We start from the raw sequence: 15763 nt of genomic DNA on the forward strand, positions 1-15763 counted from the left end.
TTCGCCGAGTCCGATATCGATCTCCTCGTCGAGGCTGTTGACGAGGAAGTTAAGCACCTGCTCTTCGGTGAGTTCGTTGGCTGCTTGGTCCGGTCGCATCAACCGACCAAGCAGCCCGTTCACCTAACCCGCTTTGTGAGGTACTGATTCTTACTGCTGTAGGTGGGGTTGTCTTGAGATATTTTCGTGAGCTATGTATCTGTATCCCTCATAGAGGAGCGGGATTTCTGTTAAAATTTAACATAGATACAAATATTCTTACGCGCTGTTCGTCGTCCGATCCCAATGAGGTACTACCCAACATCTGAGAAGGATAAGTTACCCAAACAACTCGACAAATAGAGTTCGCTAATGACAATTCACTAAAGTAGCAATCACCCACTGTTTTTCTATCTTCTCAACTCATAGTCGCCAAATCAAAGTGGGAGAGAAGGGGATGAAACCAAGCCAGCAACCAGCTGCCAATGAATCCACACTGGTTGAACAAATCGACGAAAACGACCGGCCCCTCGAACAACATCTCTGGAACATTTCACAAGCTTCTGAAGATGGTCGTATTCGGGGCTATATCCATAAGTGCGAGCTTACAGACGACGGCTCAATTCGTATCCACGTTCAGTTACCCAATGCTGAGACGTACACACAGACCTTTCCAATGCCAAGGACTGATTCGCCGGAGTACACGTTTGTCCGTCTCGTTGAGGATTGTGGCTACTCGTTGTCATCCATTGGTCAGCTTGCGGGCGAGGATAGCACTAGCGGCAGTCGTGTCTGGTGCAAACCAGTCAATACGTCCGAATATGTTCCTAACTCTGGTGAGAGCGGCAGCGAAGTCGATATCGACCGACTTAGGAACAATGATTGGCAGCTCGTCGTCCCAGAATACACGCCACCACTTCACGAACGGCTTTACGCTCGTCTCAAAACACTCAATTCGTGGAAGATCGTTACTACGCTGGCCGTTGGCGGCGGATTTCTGTTGCTTCCGCTCCTCTTCCCAATCATCCTCTTTCGGTTTCTCAACGACGATTCCTCCGACTTGGTCATGACTTTAGTAGTGGGGGCACTTGCGCTTCTCGCCTGGACCAGTGGTATGTGGCTACTCTATATTACTGTACTCGCACCCACCGTCGATGTATCCACCATTATTTTGTTATAGACCGTAAATGTCAAGACACCCCCCATACCGCTCAATTTCCGCCTTTTCGAAAAACAGCGTAATACTGGCCGCTCGTCTTGAGTTCGTTCGGCTCGATAATCTCAGCGACGCCCCAGGGGTAGGGTCAACCACACCGCTCATCTCCTCGAGCGAAACCATCAGATAGTCAAACCACAGTGATGTGTGCCGCTTGAATCGAACACAAATCCGGAGCGCGCCGGGTGGTCGCCCACGTTCACGGTTCAATTCGTGATATGCGAGGTGATCTGGATCCCCCGAGGCGTGAACGTCACGTGTTTCCGCGAGAGGAGATGCTTCATCGCTTGTCACTGCCGCAACCTCGCCGAGAATACGAGGAGCCGTCGCACATGTCCCGACCAGGCTGAAGTTGTTCCCGCCCATCACTACTGTGTCGAACGTGCCAGCTTCGAGTTCGCAGACATTGGCTACGTCACACTCACGCGCGTCGATGCCCCGGTCACGGCTGACTGCTACCGCTCCTGGTGATGTGTCGATCCCGACGACCTCGTGGCCCTGTTCTTGGAGATAAAGTGCGTGTCAACCCGCGCCACAACCTACGTCGAAAGCGCGTCTCTCGGCACGATCCATCGCCGCACGCTCGTGCGGGGCCAATTCATTAGACATAGAGAAGTAGAGTTCCGGATCATCGGGTGGACCGACAAACCCGTCGTCACGCTCGACCATCTCGAAGCTCTCCTCGCCCGCGTGATGCGCGCGTATCGTTTCGCCGTAGGCATCCTCTCTGAGTGATATTATCTATCGTTGTGTAGATGCCAGTATGAATCATTTCACTCGGACTCCTCAGTATGGTGGTGATTCCAGTTTCGGATCGTTCTGGCGCTTCGGCTGAATAGGATATGTAGTTACCCCACACAGTGGGTCCTGGTTTCGAGTAGTGGGGTAACTATAGTTGACCATCGTTCGGGCCAACGTCACCATGTCGACAGGCCCCCACAAACAGTAATCTCAGAGATCTCCCAATCGCTCCATCTCAGTGATTCAGCAATAACAGTTGAGAAAAGGGGGATTTGCACATCGATGGTGGGGTGTGCCCCCGCTATCAGCCAAAGTTACCCCACAATTAATGGTCGTTGCCAATTTGTGGGGTAACTATGGTCGAGAAGAATCCAGGCAAGCCCCCAGCGCCAGAACTGCCGAAGTACCTTCGCGAACCACTCGAAAAACAAACTGCGGAACGATTAGAAGCAGTCGCTACGTATGCAGTTGGCTTGGCGGAATGGAAGCGTCAACAACATCAAGAAGAGCTCGAACATCGACGAGCCGAAGAAGAGATCGATGAAGAGGAACTTGAGGACCTCAACGAACGCGAGGTATCGACCGATCCAGAGGATTACGAAAATGTTCCAGCTAGTGGAGCGTACATTACGATCAAGACCACAAAGGAGACTGAAAAGACATCGTATAGATACTACTACTGGCAATGGAGAGAAGGTGAATCCTGGAAGAACGAATACATTGCACCCGTCAACCCACGAGAGTAGGAATGTACCATCTGTATTTGGGACTATCAACTGGGATTCCTCAGAACCCCCTCCCCCCGTTATCGATGTGTAAACGCTATCAAAGGGGAGTGGGTTATAGAGTGAAACACCCGAGATGTTCTGAAAGAGACCCAAACAACATAGAGAAAACCCTTAGACTAGAGAATAGGCCATATTCTACGATTGGATCTAGTCTGACGCATCTTTATATACTAGCCACAGAAACAACAACCGCAATGGAGCTAGTGCCGAAGGTCGGAGGAGTTTACTCCGAAGCGCCGAGCCGATCTAAGCCATACCTCGACCCGCTCATTTTTACTCCCCTATTTCCCCATGTCTACTCGTTATGTGCCTTCTATTGCCAATCGAGAGATGGTCCATATTCCCTGTAACCGTCTCCTACCGAAGATTTACACATCGATGACGGGGGGAGGGAGTAGCTCTCAGATCTCAGTCAATAGCTACTGCTGAACTGAACCTTCAGATAATGACTTACACATCGACAACGGGGGGAGAGGAGTGAGAACCGCCTCTAATTCTCGTGGAACTCTCTTAACTGGGCGTTCACGATCGACTGAAGAATCTCCTCTCGGTCGCTGATAGCTCCTAACCTCGTATCCGTCACGATACGCTCCATAATTGCTGTTGGGTCTCCTGTAAAGGTAAACTCCATATACATTCCTCCTCCTCGTCCCCGACTCTTCCTCGATGTTGATATTAGACCGTAGGTAGAGAGCTCTTTCACATACTTCACATATGTCTCGCGAGTCATCTGGTCTGCATCAAGTTCGTCAGTAACCCATTGATAGATTTTGAACCCAACTGGACTTGGGACCGAACTTCCAGATCGCTTGGAGTATCGGGCGACTCCCGCAGTTGAATAGAGTGATATCTTCTTCTGAGTAGTTAGTCCCTCGACGAGTTTCAGTGACCGATCCTTGTCGATCTCCTCTTGGGACTCTCGGACGTGCTCTTCCAGAACTTCTTCATCGCCACGTTCGTTAGCGAGATCACCCGCGCCACGGAACAGATCGATTGCTTTTCGAGCATCACCATGGCTCTGAGCTGCAAATGCTGCTACCAGTGGAATCACGTCTTCCTCAAGGGCATTTGGACGGAAAGCATCTCGCCGGTTCCTGAGAATCTCTCGTAACTGCGTAGCATCGTAATCTGGGAAGTAGACGTCTCGAGGATTAAACGAACTCTCCGCGCGGCCATCGATGTTTTCCATGAATTTCGGGTCGTTCGTTAACGCTGCAACTGAAACACGTCCCTCTATTTCGTTCGTGTTACTCGCACGAGAGAGCTGATAGAGTAGCTTCGAGTAGGCTGGCTCATCGTTCGTATGCCGCCCTACCAGGAGGTCTATCTCATCAAGGATGAAAATAACTGAGTCATAGTTTCTGTTGATGAGATCATAGAGACGTCGATATTTGCGCTTGGTCGATACGCCTGTCTCGGGAACGCCGATCTCTGTGCCAATGCTCTTCGCAGTCGTCTGAACGAGTTCGTATACCGCTTGATCAAGGGTGTTTATCGGCTGACAGTTGATCGTAATAACGCCGAAACGTTCACCTTTCGATTTGCAAAGCTCGACGATTTGCTGTGTAACTGCACCAATTATGAGTGATTTCCCAGTACCTGCGGGTCCATACAGCAGCATATTTGGTGGCCGATTACCTTGCAGAGTAGGCTTCAGGAACGAAACAACTGATTCGAGTTGATCGTCGCGACCGACGATACGCTCCTCGTCAATGATTGTGTCGGGCTCAACGAGGTCTCTGTTGTCGAAAACTGACGTCCCTCCCTCCTCATTGAGCATATCCCTGATTGTGCGTTGCGAGTCCTCTCTCTGACCCGCACTATCAGTTGCCGAGGAGGAACTACTGGCGATATCCTCTAAAGCGACCTCGGTCTTTTCCTCTTCATGGGTAGACTGATCTGTTTCTCCTTGGTCGCTTCCAGCCATACACCTGTTGCATTCTGGAGTCACATAAACACCCACCCCAATCGATGTTTATTCTGCCGCTATAGGAGCCCTGGCTCACGACTTTACCACCTTCGATATGTTTACTCTGTACCACCAACGAAGTGTTCTTTGCGAGATTACCTTCCCCACTCCCCGTCATCGATGTGTAATTGATGTCTCGGTGTAGTTACCCCACTCGCTATGATAGTTCCATTAGTGGGGTAACTATCTCCAGCCATCAAATCTGCTGACAACTCCTACTGACCGAGTTTCACGCGGTCATATCCCGCTCCCTCTTCCATCTGCAGGAATAGTAGCTCACAGACGGTCGAGCTGGGAGTTTACACATCGATGGCGGGGGGGGGGGGTCTGGCAGGGGCATCGACTACCGTTACCCCACAAACTGAAATTTCTTGCTAAACGTGGGGTAACTAGTGGATGAGCTAACGATGAGATGCAGCGGACATGAGGTGGTCTTCATGAGTACTGCCTTTCCGAAGCGAAAGAGATCGTGGCGACTGGATATCCTTGTAACGAGGTACACCGCTTTAGACTCCTCTGGTGACCAGTAAACGAGCGGGAACGAGAGCGACCTCGCAAGCGCTCTCGAAAGCGTTCGCGATCTTGTCCCCGTATGTGGGGTGCCTCGGCGACCGAGAGCGCTTGTGCGGCGCTACGGACTGCTCTCGATGCGACTGGCGACCGATGTCCCTGTAGTTGACCACTACGAGAACGTTACCGGGTCGAACGCGCTGGGTGAGCTGAATCTCTAGGCAGTCCTCGGCTGCCGGCACTCCGGCGATGCCGTCGCGGAGAAGGGGACCGCGCTCGCTGGCGAGACGGTGGAACGCTCGGGCCACGGTAGCGACCTCGAGTACGGCAGCAAGACCGCGAACACGTTCCCCAAGTACATGCGCGAGGACCAGGCCCTCAGGCGATCCTTCGATTCGGCCGGGACAAGAAGGGGGCAGTAGTGTTCGCCTACACGGCAGCGCTGGCCGAGAGCCTCCCCGTGGTTGGCGAAGGGCCAGTGGTTCGAGCGTTCTCGAAAGCCACCAAAGAGGTTACACGTATCGCGAAAACGTATCGTCGCCAGCAGTTTACTGTCGGAGACATCGCTTCATCGGTTGAGTGCTCGTCGCGAACCGTTCGACGAGTACTGAACGGGCTCACCGAGCTGGGTTATCACGAAAAATGAGAGACGAAAGCAGGTGTTGCCAATGAGTTCCGGGCTCTCGAAAAGCCGGACGATGGTGAAGTTGATCTGCCGGATCTCGATAGTCCGCTCACACCTGATGAGAGCCCAAGGAAGGAGCTAGCCGTGAGCTACTATCCGGTGACCCGGATAATTCCTCTGTAGGAGTATCTAGTACGGGATTTGTCTAGGTTACCGGGGTGGATTCACGAACAGGAATGGGACTCCGCCGTGGTCGGTAACGCTCCCGGCCCCGGAGACACTGACGTGCCCGCTCCACTTGGGTAGGTCGTCTTGAGGGACGATTTTCGCCGGGTATCGATAGCGGATGCGTTGATACTCCCGTCCTCGCGGGGTATTCATGAACCGAATTTTCAATCTACTATCGCAGTTACGAACTGCCTGTATTTGCCTTCCATCTCGCTTTGCTCTGCTTTGGGGGTATCCGACCACCACTCGGAAAACCAGACGAGTGGTTGAAGGTACGACTGGAGGAGGTACAACTGCCGCCGCTCTTCGAACGCTGAGTCTCGTTCCAAGGAGCTCGTCTGAGCGTAGCCTTCTTCGAGAGCATAGCGGACTCGTCGTCGGTCTGATGACCGAAGCGGAGCCCAGTGGCTCAGATGATGCTCTGTCACGATCAAGTCGTAGTATGGCTCCATTACAGTGGAGTGACCCCAATCGAGTACTGCGGTCATTTCGCCGGTTCCTGGCCGGATGAGGAGGTTTCGGTACTTGTAATCGATATGCGAGAGCACAGCGGGAAAGGATCGATCCAACGTATCGAATCGTGCCTCAATGAAGGCCTCGATCGCCGGTCGGAGATCGGCGAACCGCTCATTCAAGTTCGTTATCCAGTAACGATAGAGCGACTCGAACCAAGATCGCCATGAGGAGACGCCGTATTCCCGCCAGAGGGTAGTGTCCGGGTCGGGTCGTTCGCCCGTGGTAGCATCCGCAACAGTGAGGCCACGGTCATCGATCGTCGCACCCATCTGAGAATGAGTTACGTCGCAATCGAGCCTGGGGCGTCCAAACCGTTGAAACTCACCGAGAGTGTGATACTCACCGATGTGACGGCCGGCGGTCCGTGCAATCCGTGTGATCTGGTCGGAGGTGAGTTCGATCGTGCCCGCACACTGGCCTCCACAGTACTCCATCAGGTAGAAGGGTGATGGATATTCCTCGTGACTATCGACGATGCCGAAGATCTGAGGAACAGGGATCGAGGTGTGCCGATCCAAGAGTTGGCACAGGTAGGGTTCCGGCCGGAAGTCACCCTCCGCGATTGCGGTACAGGCCTTCAGAATAGCGTTAACAGACTCACCGCCTGCTTCGGCCGTGAGGTGATACACAGCGTCTGTGCTTGGCTCAGTGGGCCGTATCTGCTCGACAGTCCACGACGGTTGAATAGTGCGGACCATCTCGTGAACCGTGTCCTCGGTGAGGGTCTTGCTCACTATGAGACAGATTTCTTCCTCAAAATATAATTCGTTTTCTCATATTATCGACAGAGCGATGGGATACATTGGGGGTGTGGGAGATGTAGCGTACAAGACAGAGATGGTGTATGCAGGGTTGGTCACTGACCCACCATGTATCGTCGGTACTGATTTAGTAAGACGAACGTAACACCAGCGTATGTCCGAAGCGACCACCAGAGCAAACGGAGACGACGAGATCGTCACGGTGAATTTCAAAGTCACACAGTCGTTTCTCGACGAAATCGACGGCACATGGCAGGGACGCGGGTTCAACAGCCGTAGTGAGTTCATTCGGTACACCCTCCGGGACGCGACCGAATTCCCGACGTTCGACCGCGATGAGCTGGTTGCTCTCCTCGAAGCAGGGGAGGATATCCGCGAGGGACGGACGATGAGCGCCGACGAAGCCCGCGAACGGTTCGGAGCGGACGGCGATGAGTGAGGGTGACTGGACGTGGGAGCTCACCTCGAAAGCACAGGACGATCTCTCGTCTTTTTCTCCGCCCAACTGAGTTAGGATGATTCGTTCTCCCAAGCCTGCTCGATACGCTCGCTCACGTTCGCTATCGTGCGTACGAACAGGTAGTGTGGTTCGACTCTGTCGACAGGATCGGTGATCGGATCGTCAGCGGCGGTCGGCGGCTCGTGGAAGTGCTCACGGGCAGCATTATGCGGGTTTGGGTGTCGATCCCAGCGGCACTGCCACTCGCCGGTTTCCCAGTCCTCGCGGTAGTGGAACGTGTAGTCATCGGTCTCGTACCACCGCACCTGTAGAGTCACGGTTTCTATCGCTTCCGGGTAGTGATTCGGGTCAAGTTCGACGTACAGCTCTCGTCGTCCACCCGGATCATCGTTTAAATATGCACGACCGACGAACCGATGGGTCGAAGCCAGGTGGTGGATCGTATCGAGTACGTGGTCGTCGATCGGCCCGGTTGCTCCGTGTGCCATCCAACTATCCTCAGTCGGCCGACAGCGCCTCGTCGCTTCGCTTGCGGGCCAACCGGAGTGCTTCCCGGTACCGCTGGATGTCGTTGCGGAGGGTCTCCCAGGAGGTGAGTGCTTCCCAGGTTTTGTGAATCTCGTCGTGAGTGGCGTCCTCCGGCGGGAACTCGACGTACATCGGCAACTCGGCATCGAAACGGTTCTGATGGGCTTCTTCTCGATCCTCCAGCTCTCCGAGCTGATCGAGCAGTTCCGCTTCGGAGTGGTCAACGGATAGTTGATGTGCGCGCCGCCATGCGAAGTACTCGTCATTCCGGCGATACCGAGCCCCCTGCGGGTCATCGGTTTTTGAGGCGATTCGCTCGTCGACGAGTTCTTCGAGGTGTTTGCGCGCCGTTTTTGGCGAGCACTGAGCGCGCTCTGCGATATGAGATACTGGCTTTGGTTCCCGGAACCCAGCCATCACGTGTTTGATCCGGTGTCTCGTATCGTGAGTTCGAGTCCATGACTCCAACTCTTCGTCGAGCGTATCGTCCGCTGGAGTGGGACCGAAGCTCGCCATGTTAAGTAGTCATTTACGCTACTCAAGTAAATATATTCTGGGCGACCGCAACGAACCTGAGCACGGACACAGTAGATAACTGTCTCTGTTCTCTACGGCAGGATATGACCATAGCAGAGACTTACCGAGAAACGCAGCGATTTGGCCAGCTATGGGTCTGGGTACTCATCGGCGGAGTCGGAGTCGTCTCGCTGATAGCGAGCGCAGGACTAGGGCTGGTGGTCATCGCAGCTGTCGCCGTCCTCTTCTATCTCGTCCGTCTTACAACGGAAGTGCGCGAAGACGGTGTCTATGTGCGCTTCGCGCCACTTCACCGTTCATTCCGACATATTTCGTTCGATGAGGTTGAGAGGTGTGAGGTCACGGATTTCGGTCTCCTAACCTACGGAGGGATCGGCATCCGGTGGACACCATCGACTATCGCCTATATGACGACGCGAGGGAGGGGTGTCAAACTCTACTGTGAAGATCAAAAGTCAGTGGTGATCGGATCACAACGTGCTGACGAGTTGGCGACGGCAATCACCAAGAGAATGTGAGTCGAAGCAGGCTAGCCAATGGCCAGCAGTAGTGTCGGCGGGAAGCGACAAACCTGTTTAGGTGCTGATGGGAGTCATTCGTTACTGATTTCGGCGAGACGGGCTTGGATCTCGTCATCATTGGCGTCTGAGAGAGCTTCGAGACCGAACTGTACAAGCAAGGGATAGAAATGCCGGTTCTTCTTGAACTCATCTTGGCCGGCTTTTCGGAGTTTCAATTGAGACTCTAAGTACGTATCCTCGAGCTCGTCAAGGATCCCATCTGGGATATAGATCGTCCGGCCATTCCATTCCTCTTTGATGTTCGTCTTCGTTTCTTTCGTTTTCTTCGTTCTGTTCAGTGAATTCGTTTCTTGTGTTTCGCTCGATGAACTCGTTTCGGTTGTTTCGTTTGTCTCATTCGGTTCATCCTTCTCATCGTCCTCGTAGTTACCTTCGATGCCCGAGGCATCTCCCCAACCGTCGCTCATGCTTCTACCTCCTTGGAGGGTGTTTTCTCGAACGTCTCGTCGAATAGATCGGCAATCTCGTCGAACAGGTTGCGAGCGTCTTCGACACGCTTGTTCTCCTTGCCAAAGCCGAAAACCGACACACCTTCTCCAATCGATTGCGAGAGGTCTGTGCGCTTTGGAATCTCAAATACAGGGAGCGAGTACGCCGATTCTATCTCCTTGATAGTGTTCCGATGTTCGGCGTTCTGTTCAACACGGTTACAGACGATGGCGAGACGATTGATATCACCATAAGCTGGTTCGAGCGATCCTAGCTGCTTTGCGAAAATCTGGAGACTATTGGCGTTTAGTTGCTCAGGGATCACCGGAATGACCACATTCCCGCTTGCAACGAGTGCATTGTCAGTGAGAACGTTGAGAGACGGTGGGGTGTCTACGATAATGTAGTCGTAGCTCTTATCGAGTTCGTTGAGCGTCATCCCTAGTCGCTCCCGGCTTTTGGGAGCTTCGAGGAGAGTTTGGATGTTCTTGTTGTTTGCAAGTTTCTCGCTGGCGGGGAGTATGTCGAACTCCTCATGCTCAGTAATGATATCATTGACCGAATTCATCTGGTCGAAGTCCAGAACATCGAATAGTGTTATCCGGTCCGTATCGTAGTACAGCTCGCTATAGCCGAGTGAGCATGTGAGTCCTCCATGATAGTCGATATCGACAAGAAGTACGTCATGGCCACGCGCGGACAGTGCGCCGCCTGTGTGGATGACGTCCGTCGTCTTCCCTGCGCCTCCTTTTTGATTCGCTACGGTGATCCGCGTGGTGTGGGTGTCAGTCATGTCTATTGTTCCTTTGTGTGTTGACGCTAGTTCGTTTCATTCGTTCTGTTCGTTTAGCTCGGTGCGTTCGGTGCGAGCGTTTCGTTCAATGAGAGAATCACCGCGGGGTTAAAGCCTGTTGTTCGTTACACTCACCGATCAGAACGCGTTCGTTACGCTCGTTACCTTCGTTCTGCTCGTTGCTTTTCTCCGTGTTCACAGCAGATCTTGGAGTCGTCCAACGGAGAACGGTGTACATAAACCGCTTCTTTGCCATTTTTCACTACCATGATGGACGATCTGACCGCCTTTCAGCGGGATGTGCTCTACGTGATTGCGGGATTCGGTGAGGGATCGCCACCGTATGGCTTGGCGATCAAAGAAGAACTCGAGAAGCACTATTCAGGCGAGGTCAACCACGGACGCCTCTATCCGAATCTCGACGACCTGATTGAGATGGGCCTCCTCGAGAAAGGGAGCGTCGACAATCGGACGAACTGGTATCGACTCACTGAGCGCGGCCAGCGCGAGATCGATGCTCGCCGGGACTGGGAAGACCAGTACCTGACGGTGGAGGGATAGCCGATGGTCGAGATTCCTGATTCCCTTGAGTGTCTGTTCACTACATCACTCGAAGAGCAGGACGGCTCCTATACTATCGAAGTACCTCGTACAGAGCTCGAAAAGGGGTCGCTCACAGCAGGCGAAACTTATCGTGTTGTGTTGTTGGAGGGCCCGGAGTCACCGACGTCATCGACATCGACTCAGAGCCAGCCTGATGAGCAAGCTCCGCCGGTTGAGAGCGGGGATATCCGGGAGGTAACCATCGAATCGCTGGGTGACCAGGGCGACGGCATCGCGAAAGTCGAACGGGGATACGTCGTCATCGTTCCAGGAGCCCGTCCAGGCGATGAAGTGACCGTCGAGATTCGGGAAACTCGTGAGAATGTCGCGTTCGCAGACATTCAAGAACCCGATTCCATGAGTGAGGATGGGATGTCATTGGAATCAGGAGAAACGATCGCGGATGAAGCACCCGATGACGACGACTAGCCTGCTGAAGAACGTCTGACGCGCGTCGGACGCAAACTCATGTTACTGGGGACGAACATTCGGTATGAACTGGGAGCGTCGACTACCGCCGCTCGCCGAAGATGCTCTCGATATCCTGTCTCAGGCTGCCCAGGACGACCAAGAAAATGCGAACGATAGCGACGACGGATACGACTTTTCGACACCGGATTTCACAAAAACAGAGGCTCAAGCAGTTCTCGTTGCAAATGAGGAGTTTACGGAGGCCGATGCGGAGTATGCGTTAGACCTCCTCTACCGCCGTGGGCACATCTACTACGTGAAGGAGGAAGTCTACATCACACCGACCGACGATTGAGCAGGGCTCTCGGCGACCGTAGCGAGAATGCCATTGTTAGGGCATGGGGTTATTTATGACTGTTAGGTTCAATTTAGACAATTCCAATGGCTGAGAACCCGGATATCGAACCGTACATCGAGGCTCTTGAGATTCAGAACGTCGTTGCCTCCTCGGCGATTGGGCAGGAAATCGATCTCGAAGCACTCGCGATGGATCTTGAGGGTGTCGACTTCGACCCAGAGGAGTTTCCCGGCCTTATCTACCGAATCGAAGAGCCACACGCGACAGCGCTGATCTTCCGCTCGGGGAAGATAGTGTGTACTGGAGCAAACTCCGTCGATGGGGTCCACGAAGCACTCGCGTCAGTATTTGAGACACTTCGCGATCTCAGTCTTCGAGTAGACGATGATCCGACCATCACCGTTCAGAATATCGTTGTGAGCGGTGACCTTGGTGAGAGGCTCAATCTGAATGCGATCGCGATCGGTTTTGGGCTCGAAGCCGTCGAATACGAACCGGAACAGTTCCCAGCACTCGTCTATCGCTTGGAGGATCCTGCTGTCGCCGCCCTCCTGTTTGGGTCGGGAAAGACAATCATCACAGGGTGCAAGCAACTCGAGGATGCCGAAGAGGCGACAGACGTTCTCGTTGAACGGCTCTCAGATCTCTCTCTTCTCGGCTGAAGATGATTTTTCAATGAGATTCCGACTGACGGCTATTCTGACCTCCGGAAATGATGGTGTGTCCTGCGGAACCTCCGGAAACGGTGGTCGATTTCTCTAGTTTGTGTGACCCTTCTGTGATACCCACGAGCTTTCCAGTATCTTTGAGTAGTAAGAACACTACACGGGTAGAGTATTAGACGAACAGACCGCATTCAGTTGTCGCGTGTTCGCCAGTATTCAAATTCGTGCCCTCCTTAATAGCCAAAACAATTATTAAATATGGTGCACATTGAACAATTGGCCGGATGGTAGGCCAGTCATGGAATTGTGGTAGGCATTCCCCCATCCGGTGGCCAGTCATGAGACAAACCGGGGTTGGGCCACCCTCATCACGGCCTTTCACTTTGGAGAAAGTCCACTCATATACACGGCTATTCTGACAATTTCAGACAGTAGCTAATAGTCTCCTGTGTATACTCGCGACGAGGTAACAAATCCCGTCTTTGAGTATCAATATATTTTACCCGGTGAATAACCACCTATTGGATACGTACGATCTGACTGGATTCCAGCGTGATCTGCTATACGTAGTACTCGGGAAAGACAAACCGCACGGCCTCGCGCTCAAAGATGAACTTGAACAGTACTATGACAGCGAAATTCACCACGGACGGCTCTATCCGAATCTCGACACGCTCGTTGAGAAGGGATTACTTGAAAACTGATGCCGGCTAGGTCGGTGCTGAATGCACGGAATGGAAGTTCGTTGCAGCCGGTTTCTTGATATGAGAAATGTGGCGCAGGCGGAATCGGGCCGTGATTTCAGGATCAGTGTCTCAAACTGTGAAACAAACGAGCGTTCAATAGAGCTGCCGCTCACGACCGGGCAGTCACAGGGGACAGCCGACCTCAGTCAGGCGGGTCGAGTCCGTGATACTGCTTCGCCACGGTCAGGAACTGGTTGGCATCCACTCGTGGTGCGTACGTGCGGTTCTCACCGTCGATGGCAATCTTCACCAGCAGGTCTACCAACCGCCAGACGTTGTACAGGACGCACGCGAACGCGAAGTTGAAGAACCGATAGTCGCGTTCGGTCGAGGTGGTTCGCACCATGAAGTGTTTCTGTTTCTTGAAGCCGTTCTCAATGCCCCAACGACGGCGATACCACCGGATCAGTCGCTCAATCATGTGGACGAACTCTTCCCCGTCCATCCGTTGATCGCCAGCGTCACGTGCTGTCACGTAGGGGTGGTTGGTCTCGAAGACGACGGTTTCGGCGGTGTCTACGTCTCCGTCCTGCGCTATCTGTTTGCGCTCTTCGATGTCTTCCTCGCGCTGGATGTCCGCGAGCAGCCGCGAGAACGACATCTGCTCGCTCGGTTCGCCCTCCACGTCCTCGAACTCCCAGTCGCCGCACAGCTCCGTCCAGACTGCTGAGAGATCGTCGTCCTCATCCTCGTCATCCGAATGCGGCCGTTTCGGGAGGTAGATTTGCTTGCGCGTCGGCGTGTCGTCGTCTGATTCCTCTTCGGTGACGTGGAAGCGTTTCCCGTTGCGGTACATCCACGCGATTGTCTCGGCTTCGTCGCTGCGTTCGAAGATGCGCGTGGGGTTCAGGAAATGGACGCCGTACTCCTCGCAGGTCTCCTTGACCGGGCCGCTATCGAACTCCCGGTCCATCATCACGAGGTCGAGATCAACCATTTCGGACGCCTGCGACAGAAGCTTCCCGACGATCTCATCCTTCGATTGCCCACGCACGCGCGGGATGGCATCGAGGACGAGTGGCACATCCATCCCGACGATTTTGAGCACCGCCCACTGGTAGTAGTCGCTACCGTCCTTGTAGCCGAGGATGTCGTCCTCGTGGTCCTCGACGTCGCCGGTGAACGGGAAGCCCTTGGTCACATCGATGGCCGCAAAGACCGGCCCATCGAGTTCGCCGTTCTGGCGGGCGCGAGCGATCAACATCCGCGTCGTATTGCGAAGCATCGAGCGGACATCGTCAACTGAGAGCTTCCCGATCTGGTAGCGGTGCGTCGAACCCGTTGGGATACGCTCCCGTGTGGTATCGAGCGAGAACGATGCCGGGCCGCTGCGGGCGTACATGTCCTCGCGCATCCCCATGTAGGCGTGTTGCTCCCAGAACGCGTTCTCGTGGATCTCCCAGTTCAGTCCACGATCGAGCGCGAAGGCGTCGGTCACGAACGGTTTGGCCTGTTGCCACACTTCGTCGGTCTTCTCGGCGACGAGTTGGCGTTCGGGAGTGTCGTCACCCCCTGACTCATCCGTTTCTTCGGTCTCGATCCAGTCGGGAAGCGGAACCTCGCAGGTACGCGCGGCCATTACAATCGCGTCAGCACACTCCTGTATGGCATCGCGGAGTTCCCCGCTGAAACGCTCGCTCCACGCGCGCCAGAGCGTTGATTGATTCGGGAGCGTCTCGAATCCCAGATCTTGACGGAGCGAGGAATGTGCTCTGAGGTAGTCGTGGAGGGCAGTTTCGTTCCAGCCGTTGAGTTCCTTGAGCAGACCGGCTCGAACGTGGATCGACATCGAATACCGTCCCGAATACGGCGCTAGCGAGTCGTGCGCAGCAAAGGTGAGATGATCGATCGGGAGATGGCAGATCAGCGTCTCGATGTCGGCGTAGCTTTCCCACCGCTCGCACTGTGATTGCGCGATGGTCGTGACATCCGCGACGAATCCGTCGAGATCATCGCCACTCCCGTCGGCTTCGCCCTCAAAAAATCGAGACTGGCCGTTGTAACCGGTGGCGTCGGCGATGAAAGCCGCTGCAACCATCTCCGTAGTGTCGTTCAGCGGGGTTGTGGTGGATGATTTCGCGTCGATACGTGCATCTGTGTCGGGTGAGTCCGACTCTGGCGTTGGCGTCGTCTCCATGTCGTATATCTAATCGCTCCTCCAAGTTGTCCGACGGATGACTACTGAGCGGAGGGGTCGCTGCTCACACGCGGCTCCCGTAGTGCGGTGAGTGTTGTTCCATCGGTTTCTATCGGGGAGGACGACCGTTTGTCACCGGATCATGGTTACGTCGATTTCGCTGGGGGGCACCGATGGCTCCG

General features: G+C 54.1%; 17 protein-coding genes and 1 pseudogene. 10 read left to right on the forward strand and 8 right to left on the reverse strand.

The annotated features are described in order from the left end of the window. Positions 1 to 436 precede the first annotated feature (436 nt). Complete coding sequence (locus GT355_RS15000) at positions 437 to 1159, forward strand: hypothetical protein (RefSeq protein ID WP_160135375.1); 723 nt, start codon at positions 437 to 439, stop codon at positions 1157 to 1159. On the opposite strand, the gene GT355_RS15005 is transcribed toward GT355_RS15000, so the two are convergent. Continuing rightward, a complete protein-coding gene (locus GT355_RS15005) occupies positions 1154 to 1675 on the reverse strand; it encodes a hypothetical protein (protein WP_160135429.1) in 522 nt (173 codons plus the stop codon). The two genes, GT355_RS15000 and GT355_RS15005, sit on opposite strands and share 6 nt — an antisense overlap. A gap of 12 nt (positions 1676 to 1687) precedes the next feature. Here GT355_RS15005 and GT355_RS15010 point away from each other — a divergent pair, with 12 nt between their 5' ends. Together GT355_RS15010 and GT355_RS15015 are read left to right on the forward strand one after the other, a co-directional pair. Then, a complete protein-coding gene (locus tag GT355_RS15010) occupies positions 1688 to 1930 on the forward strand; it encodes a hypothetical protein (RefSeq protein ID WP_160135376.1) in 243 nt (80 codons plus the stop codon). A 362-nt stretch (positions 1931 to 2292) separates the two neighbouring features. After that, positions 2293 to 2682, forward strand: coding sequence for a hypothetical protein (locus GT355_RS15015; RefSeq protein WP_160135377.1), 390 nt, complete (start codon positions 2293 to 2295; stop codon positions 2680 to 2682). A 532-nt stretch (positions 2683 to 3214) separates the two neighbouring features. On the opposite strand, the gene GT355_RS15020 is transcribed toward GT355_RS15015, so the two are convergent. Both GT355_RS15020 and GT355_RS15025 read right to left on the reverse strand, forming a co-directional pair. Then, positions 3215 to 4504 carry an orc1/cdc6 family replication initiation protein gene (locus tag GT355_RS15020; RefSeq protein ID WP_192928033.1) on the reverse strand — a complete coding sequence of 430 codons (1290 nt, stop codon included), beginning with the start codon at positions 4502 to 4504 and terminating at the stop codon, positions 3215 to 3217. Between the two features lie 1716 nt (positions 4505 to 6220). Continuing rightward, the gene (locus tag GT355_RS15025) at positions 6221 to 7306 is read right to left on the reverse strand and encodes a phosphotransferase family protein (RefSeq protein ID WP_160135379.1); all 1086 of its coding nucleotides are present in this window, start codon (positions 7304 to 7306) and stop codon (positions 6221 to 6223) included. Positions 7307 to 7487: 181 nt separating this feature from the next. Between GT355_RS15025 and GT355_RS15030 the strand changes: the two genes are divergently transcribed. Beyond that, a complete protein-coding gene (locus GT355_RS15030) occupies positions 7488 to 7772 on the forward strand; it encodes a ribbon-helix-helix domain-containing protein (protein ID WP_160135380.1) in 285 nt (94 codons plus the stop codon). A gap of 71 nt (positions 7773 to 7843) precedes the next feature. Here GT355_RS15030 and GT355_RS15035 read toward each other — a convergent pair whose 3' ends face one another. Together GT355_RS15035 and GT355_RS15040 are read right to left on the reverse strand one after the other, a co-directional pair. After that, positions 7844 to 8281 carry a toxin-antitoxin system TumE family protein gene (locus tag GT355_RS15035; protein WP_160135381.1) on the reverse strand — a complete coding sequence of 146 codons (438 nt, stop codon included), beginning with the start codon at positions 8279 to 8281 and terminating at the stop codon, positions 7844 to 7846. A 10-nt stretch (positions 8282 to 8291) separates the two neighbouring features. Beyond that, entirely contained in the window at positions 8292 to 8837 is a 546-nt protein-coding gene (locus GT355_RS15040; RefSeq protein ID WP_160135382.1) for a winged helix-turn-helix domain-containing protein, read from the reverse strand. A gap of 104 nt (positions 8838 to 8941) precedes the next feature. On the opposite strand from GT355_RS15040, the gene GT355_RS15045 reads away from it, so the two are divergent. Beyond that, positions 8942 to 9376 carry a DUF6141 family protein gene (locus GT355_RS15045; RefSeq protein WP_160135383.1) on the forward strand — a complete coding sequence of 145 codons (435 nt, stop codon included), beginning with the start codon at positions 8942 to 8944 and terminating at the stop codon, positions 9374 to 9376. A gap of 74 nt (positions 9377 to 9450) precedes the next feature. On the opposite strand, the gene GT355_RS15050 is transcribed toward GT355_RS15045, so the two are convergent. Together GT355_RS15050 and GT355_RS15055 are read right to left on the reverse strand one after the other, a co-directional pair. Then, positions 9451 to 9846: a DUF8160 family protein gene (locus GT355_RS15050; protein WP_160135384.1), complete on the reverse strand. Its 396-nt coding sequence runs from the start codon at positions 9844 to 9846 to the stop codon at positions 9451 to 9453. Continuing rightward, positions 9843 to 10661 carry a ParA family protein gene (locus tag GT355_RS15055; RefSeq protein WP_160135385.1) on the reverse strand — a complete coding sequence of 273 codons (819 nt, stop codon included), beginning with the start codon at positions 10659 to 10661 and terminating at the stop codon, positions 9843 to 9845. Before GT355_RS15055 ends, GT355_RS15050 begins: the two co-directional genes overlap by 4 nt. Before the next feature lie 270 nt (positions 10662 to 10931). Here GT355_RS15055 and GT355_RS15060 point away from each other — a divergent pair, with 270 nt between their 5' ends. From GT355_RS15060 to GT355_RS15080, 5 genes and pseudogenes are all read left to right on the forward strand, one after another. Beyond that, on the forward strand, positions 10932 to 11222 hold the full coding sequence (locus GT355_RS15060) for a PadR family transcriptional regulator (protein WP_160135386.1): 291 nt from the start codon (positions 10932 to 10934) through the stop codon (positions 11220 to 11222). A gap of 3 nt (positions 11223 to 11225) precedes the next feature. Beyond that, positions 11226 to 11693 (forward strand): TRAM domain-containing protein, encoded by a 468-nt coding sequence (locus tag GT355_RS15065; protein ID WP_160135387.1) that lies wholly within the window; start codon positions 11226 to 11228, stop codon positions 11691 to 11693. Positions 11694 to 11757: 64 nt separating this feature from the next. After that, a complete protein-coding gene (locus GT355_RS15070) occupies positions 11758 to 12030 on the forward strand; it encodes a hypothetical protein (RefSeq protein ID WP_160135388.1) in 273 nt (90 codons plus the stop codon). Positions 12031 to 12116: 86 nt separating this feature from the next. After that, complete coding sequence (locus GT355_RS15075; RefSeq protein WP_160135389.1) at positions 12117 to 12695, forward strand: TATA-box-binding protein; 579 nt, start codon at positions 12117 to 12119, stop codon at positions 12693 to 12695. Between the two features lie 524 nt (positions 12696 to 13219). After that, positions 13220 to 13396 (forward strand): annotated as a pseudogene (locus GT355_RS15080) (helix-turn-helix transcriptional regulator); the annotation flags it as partial. 190 nt (positions 13397 to 13586) lie between these two features. On the opposite strand, the gene GT355_RS15085 reads toward GT355_RS15080, so the two are convergent. Then, a complete protein-coding gene (locus tag GT355_RS15085) occupies positions 13587 to 15482 on the reverse strand; it encodes a transposase (protein WP_160135391.1) in 1896 nt (631 codons plus the stop codon). Positions 15483 to 15763: the final 281 nt, after the last annotated feature.

Origin of the sequence: Halococcus salsus (assembly GCF_009900715.1) — an archaeon.
GTDB lineage: Archaea > Halobacteriota > Halobacteria > Halobacteriales > Halococcaceae > Halococcus > Halococcus salsus.

Bases quoted from the DNA above. Each gene is read 5' to 3' on its own strand.
- GT355_RS15045 (WP_160135383.1), top strand. From the start codon at position 8,942: ATGACCATAGCAGAGACTTACCGAGAAACGCAGCGATTTGGCCAGCTA.
- GT355_RS15015 (WP_160135377.1), top strand. From the start codon at position 2,293: ATGGTCGAGAAGAATCCAGGCAAGCCCCCAGCGCCAGAACTGCCGAAG.
- GT355_RS15020 (WP_192928033.1), bottom strand. From the start codon at position 4,504: ATGCTCAATGAGGAGGGAGGGACGTCAGTTTTCGACAACAGAGACCTC.
- GT355_RS15075 (WP_160135389.1), top strand. From the start codon at position 12,117: ATGGCTGAGAACCCGGATATCGAACCGTACATCGAGGCTCTTGAGATT.
- GT355_RS15060 (WP_160135386.1), top strand. From the start codon at position 10,932: ATGGACGATCTGACCGCCTTTCAGCGGGATGTGCTCTACGTGATTGCG.
- GT355_RS15065 (WP_160135387.1), top strand. From the start codon at position 11,226: ATGGTCGAGATTCCTGATTCCCTTGAGTGTCTGTTCACTACATCACTC.
- GT355_RS15035 (WP_160135381.1), bottom strand. From the start codon at position 8,281: ATGGCACACGGAGCAACCGGGCCGATCGACGACCACGTACTCGATACG.
- GT355_RS15040 (WP_160135382.1), bottom strand. From the start codon at position 8,837: ATGGCGAGCTTCGGTCCCACTCCAGCGGACGATACGCTCGACGAAGAG.
- GT355_RS15055 (WP_160135385.1), bottom strand. From the start codon at position 10,661: ATGACTGACACCCACACCACGCGGATCACCGTAGCGAATCAAAAAGGA.
- GT355_RS15070 (WP_160135388.1), top strand. From the start codon at position 11,758: ATGAACTGGGAGCGTCGACTACCGCCGCTCGCCGAAGATGCTCTCGAT.
- GT355_RS15050 (WP_160135384.1), bottom strand. From the start codon at position 9,846: ATGAGCGACGGTTGGGGAGATGCCTCGGGCATCGAAGGTAACTACGAG.
- GT355_RS15000 (WP_160135375.1), top strand. From the start codon at position 437: ATGAAACCAAGCCAGCAACCAGCTGCCAATGAATCCACACTGGTTGAA.
- GT355_RS15085 (WP_160135391.1), bottom strand. From the start codon at position 15,482: ATGGTTGCAGCGGCTTTCATCGCCGACGCCACCGGTTACAACGGCCAG.
- GT355_RS15030 (WP_160135380.1), top strand. From the start codon at position 7,488: ATGTCCGAAGCGACCACCAGAGCAAACGGAGACGACGAGATCGTCACG.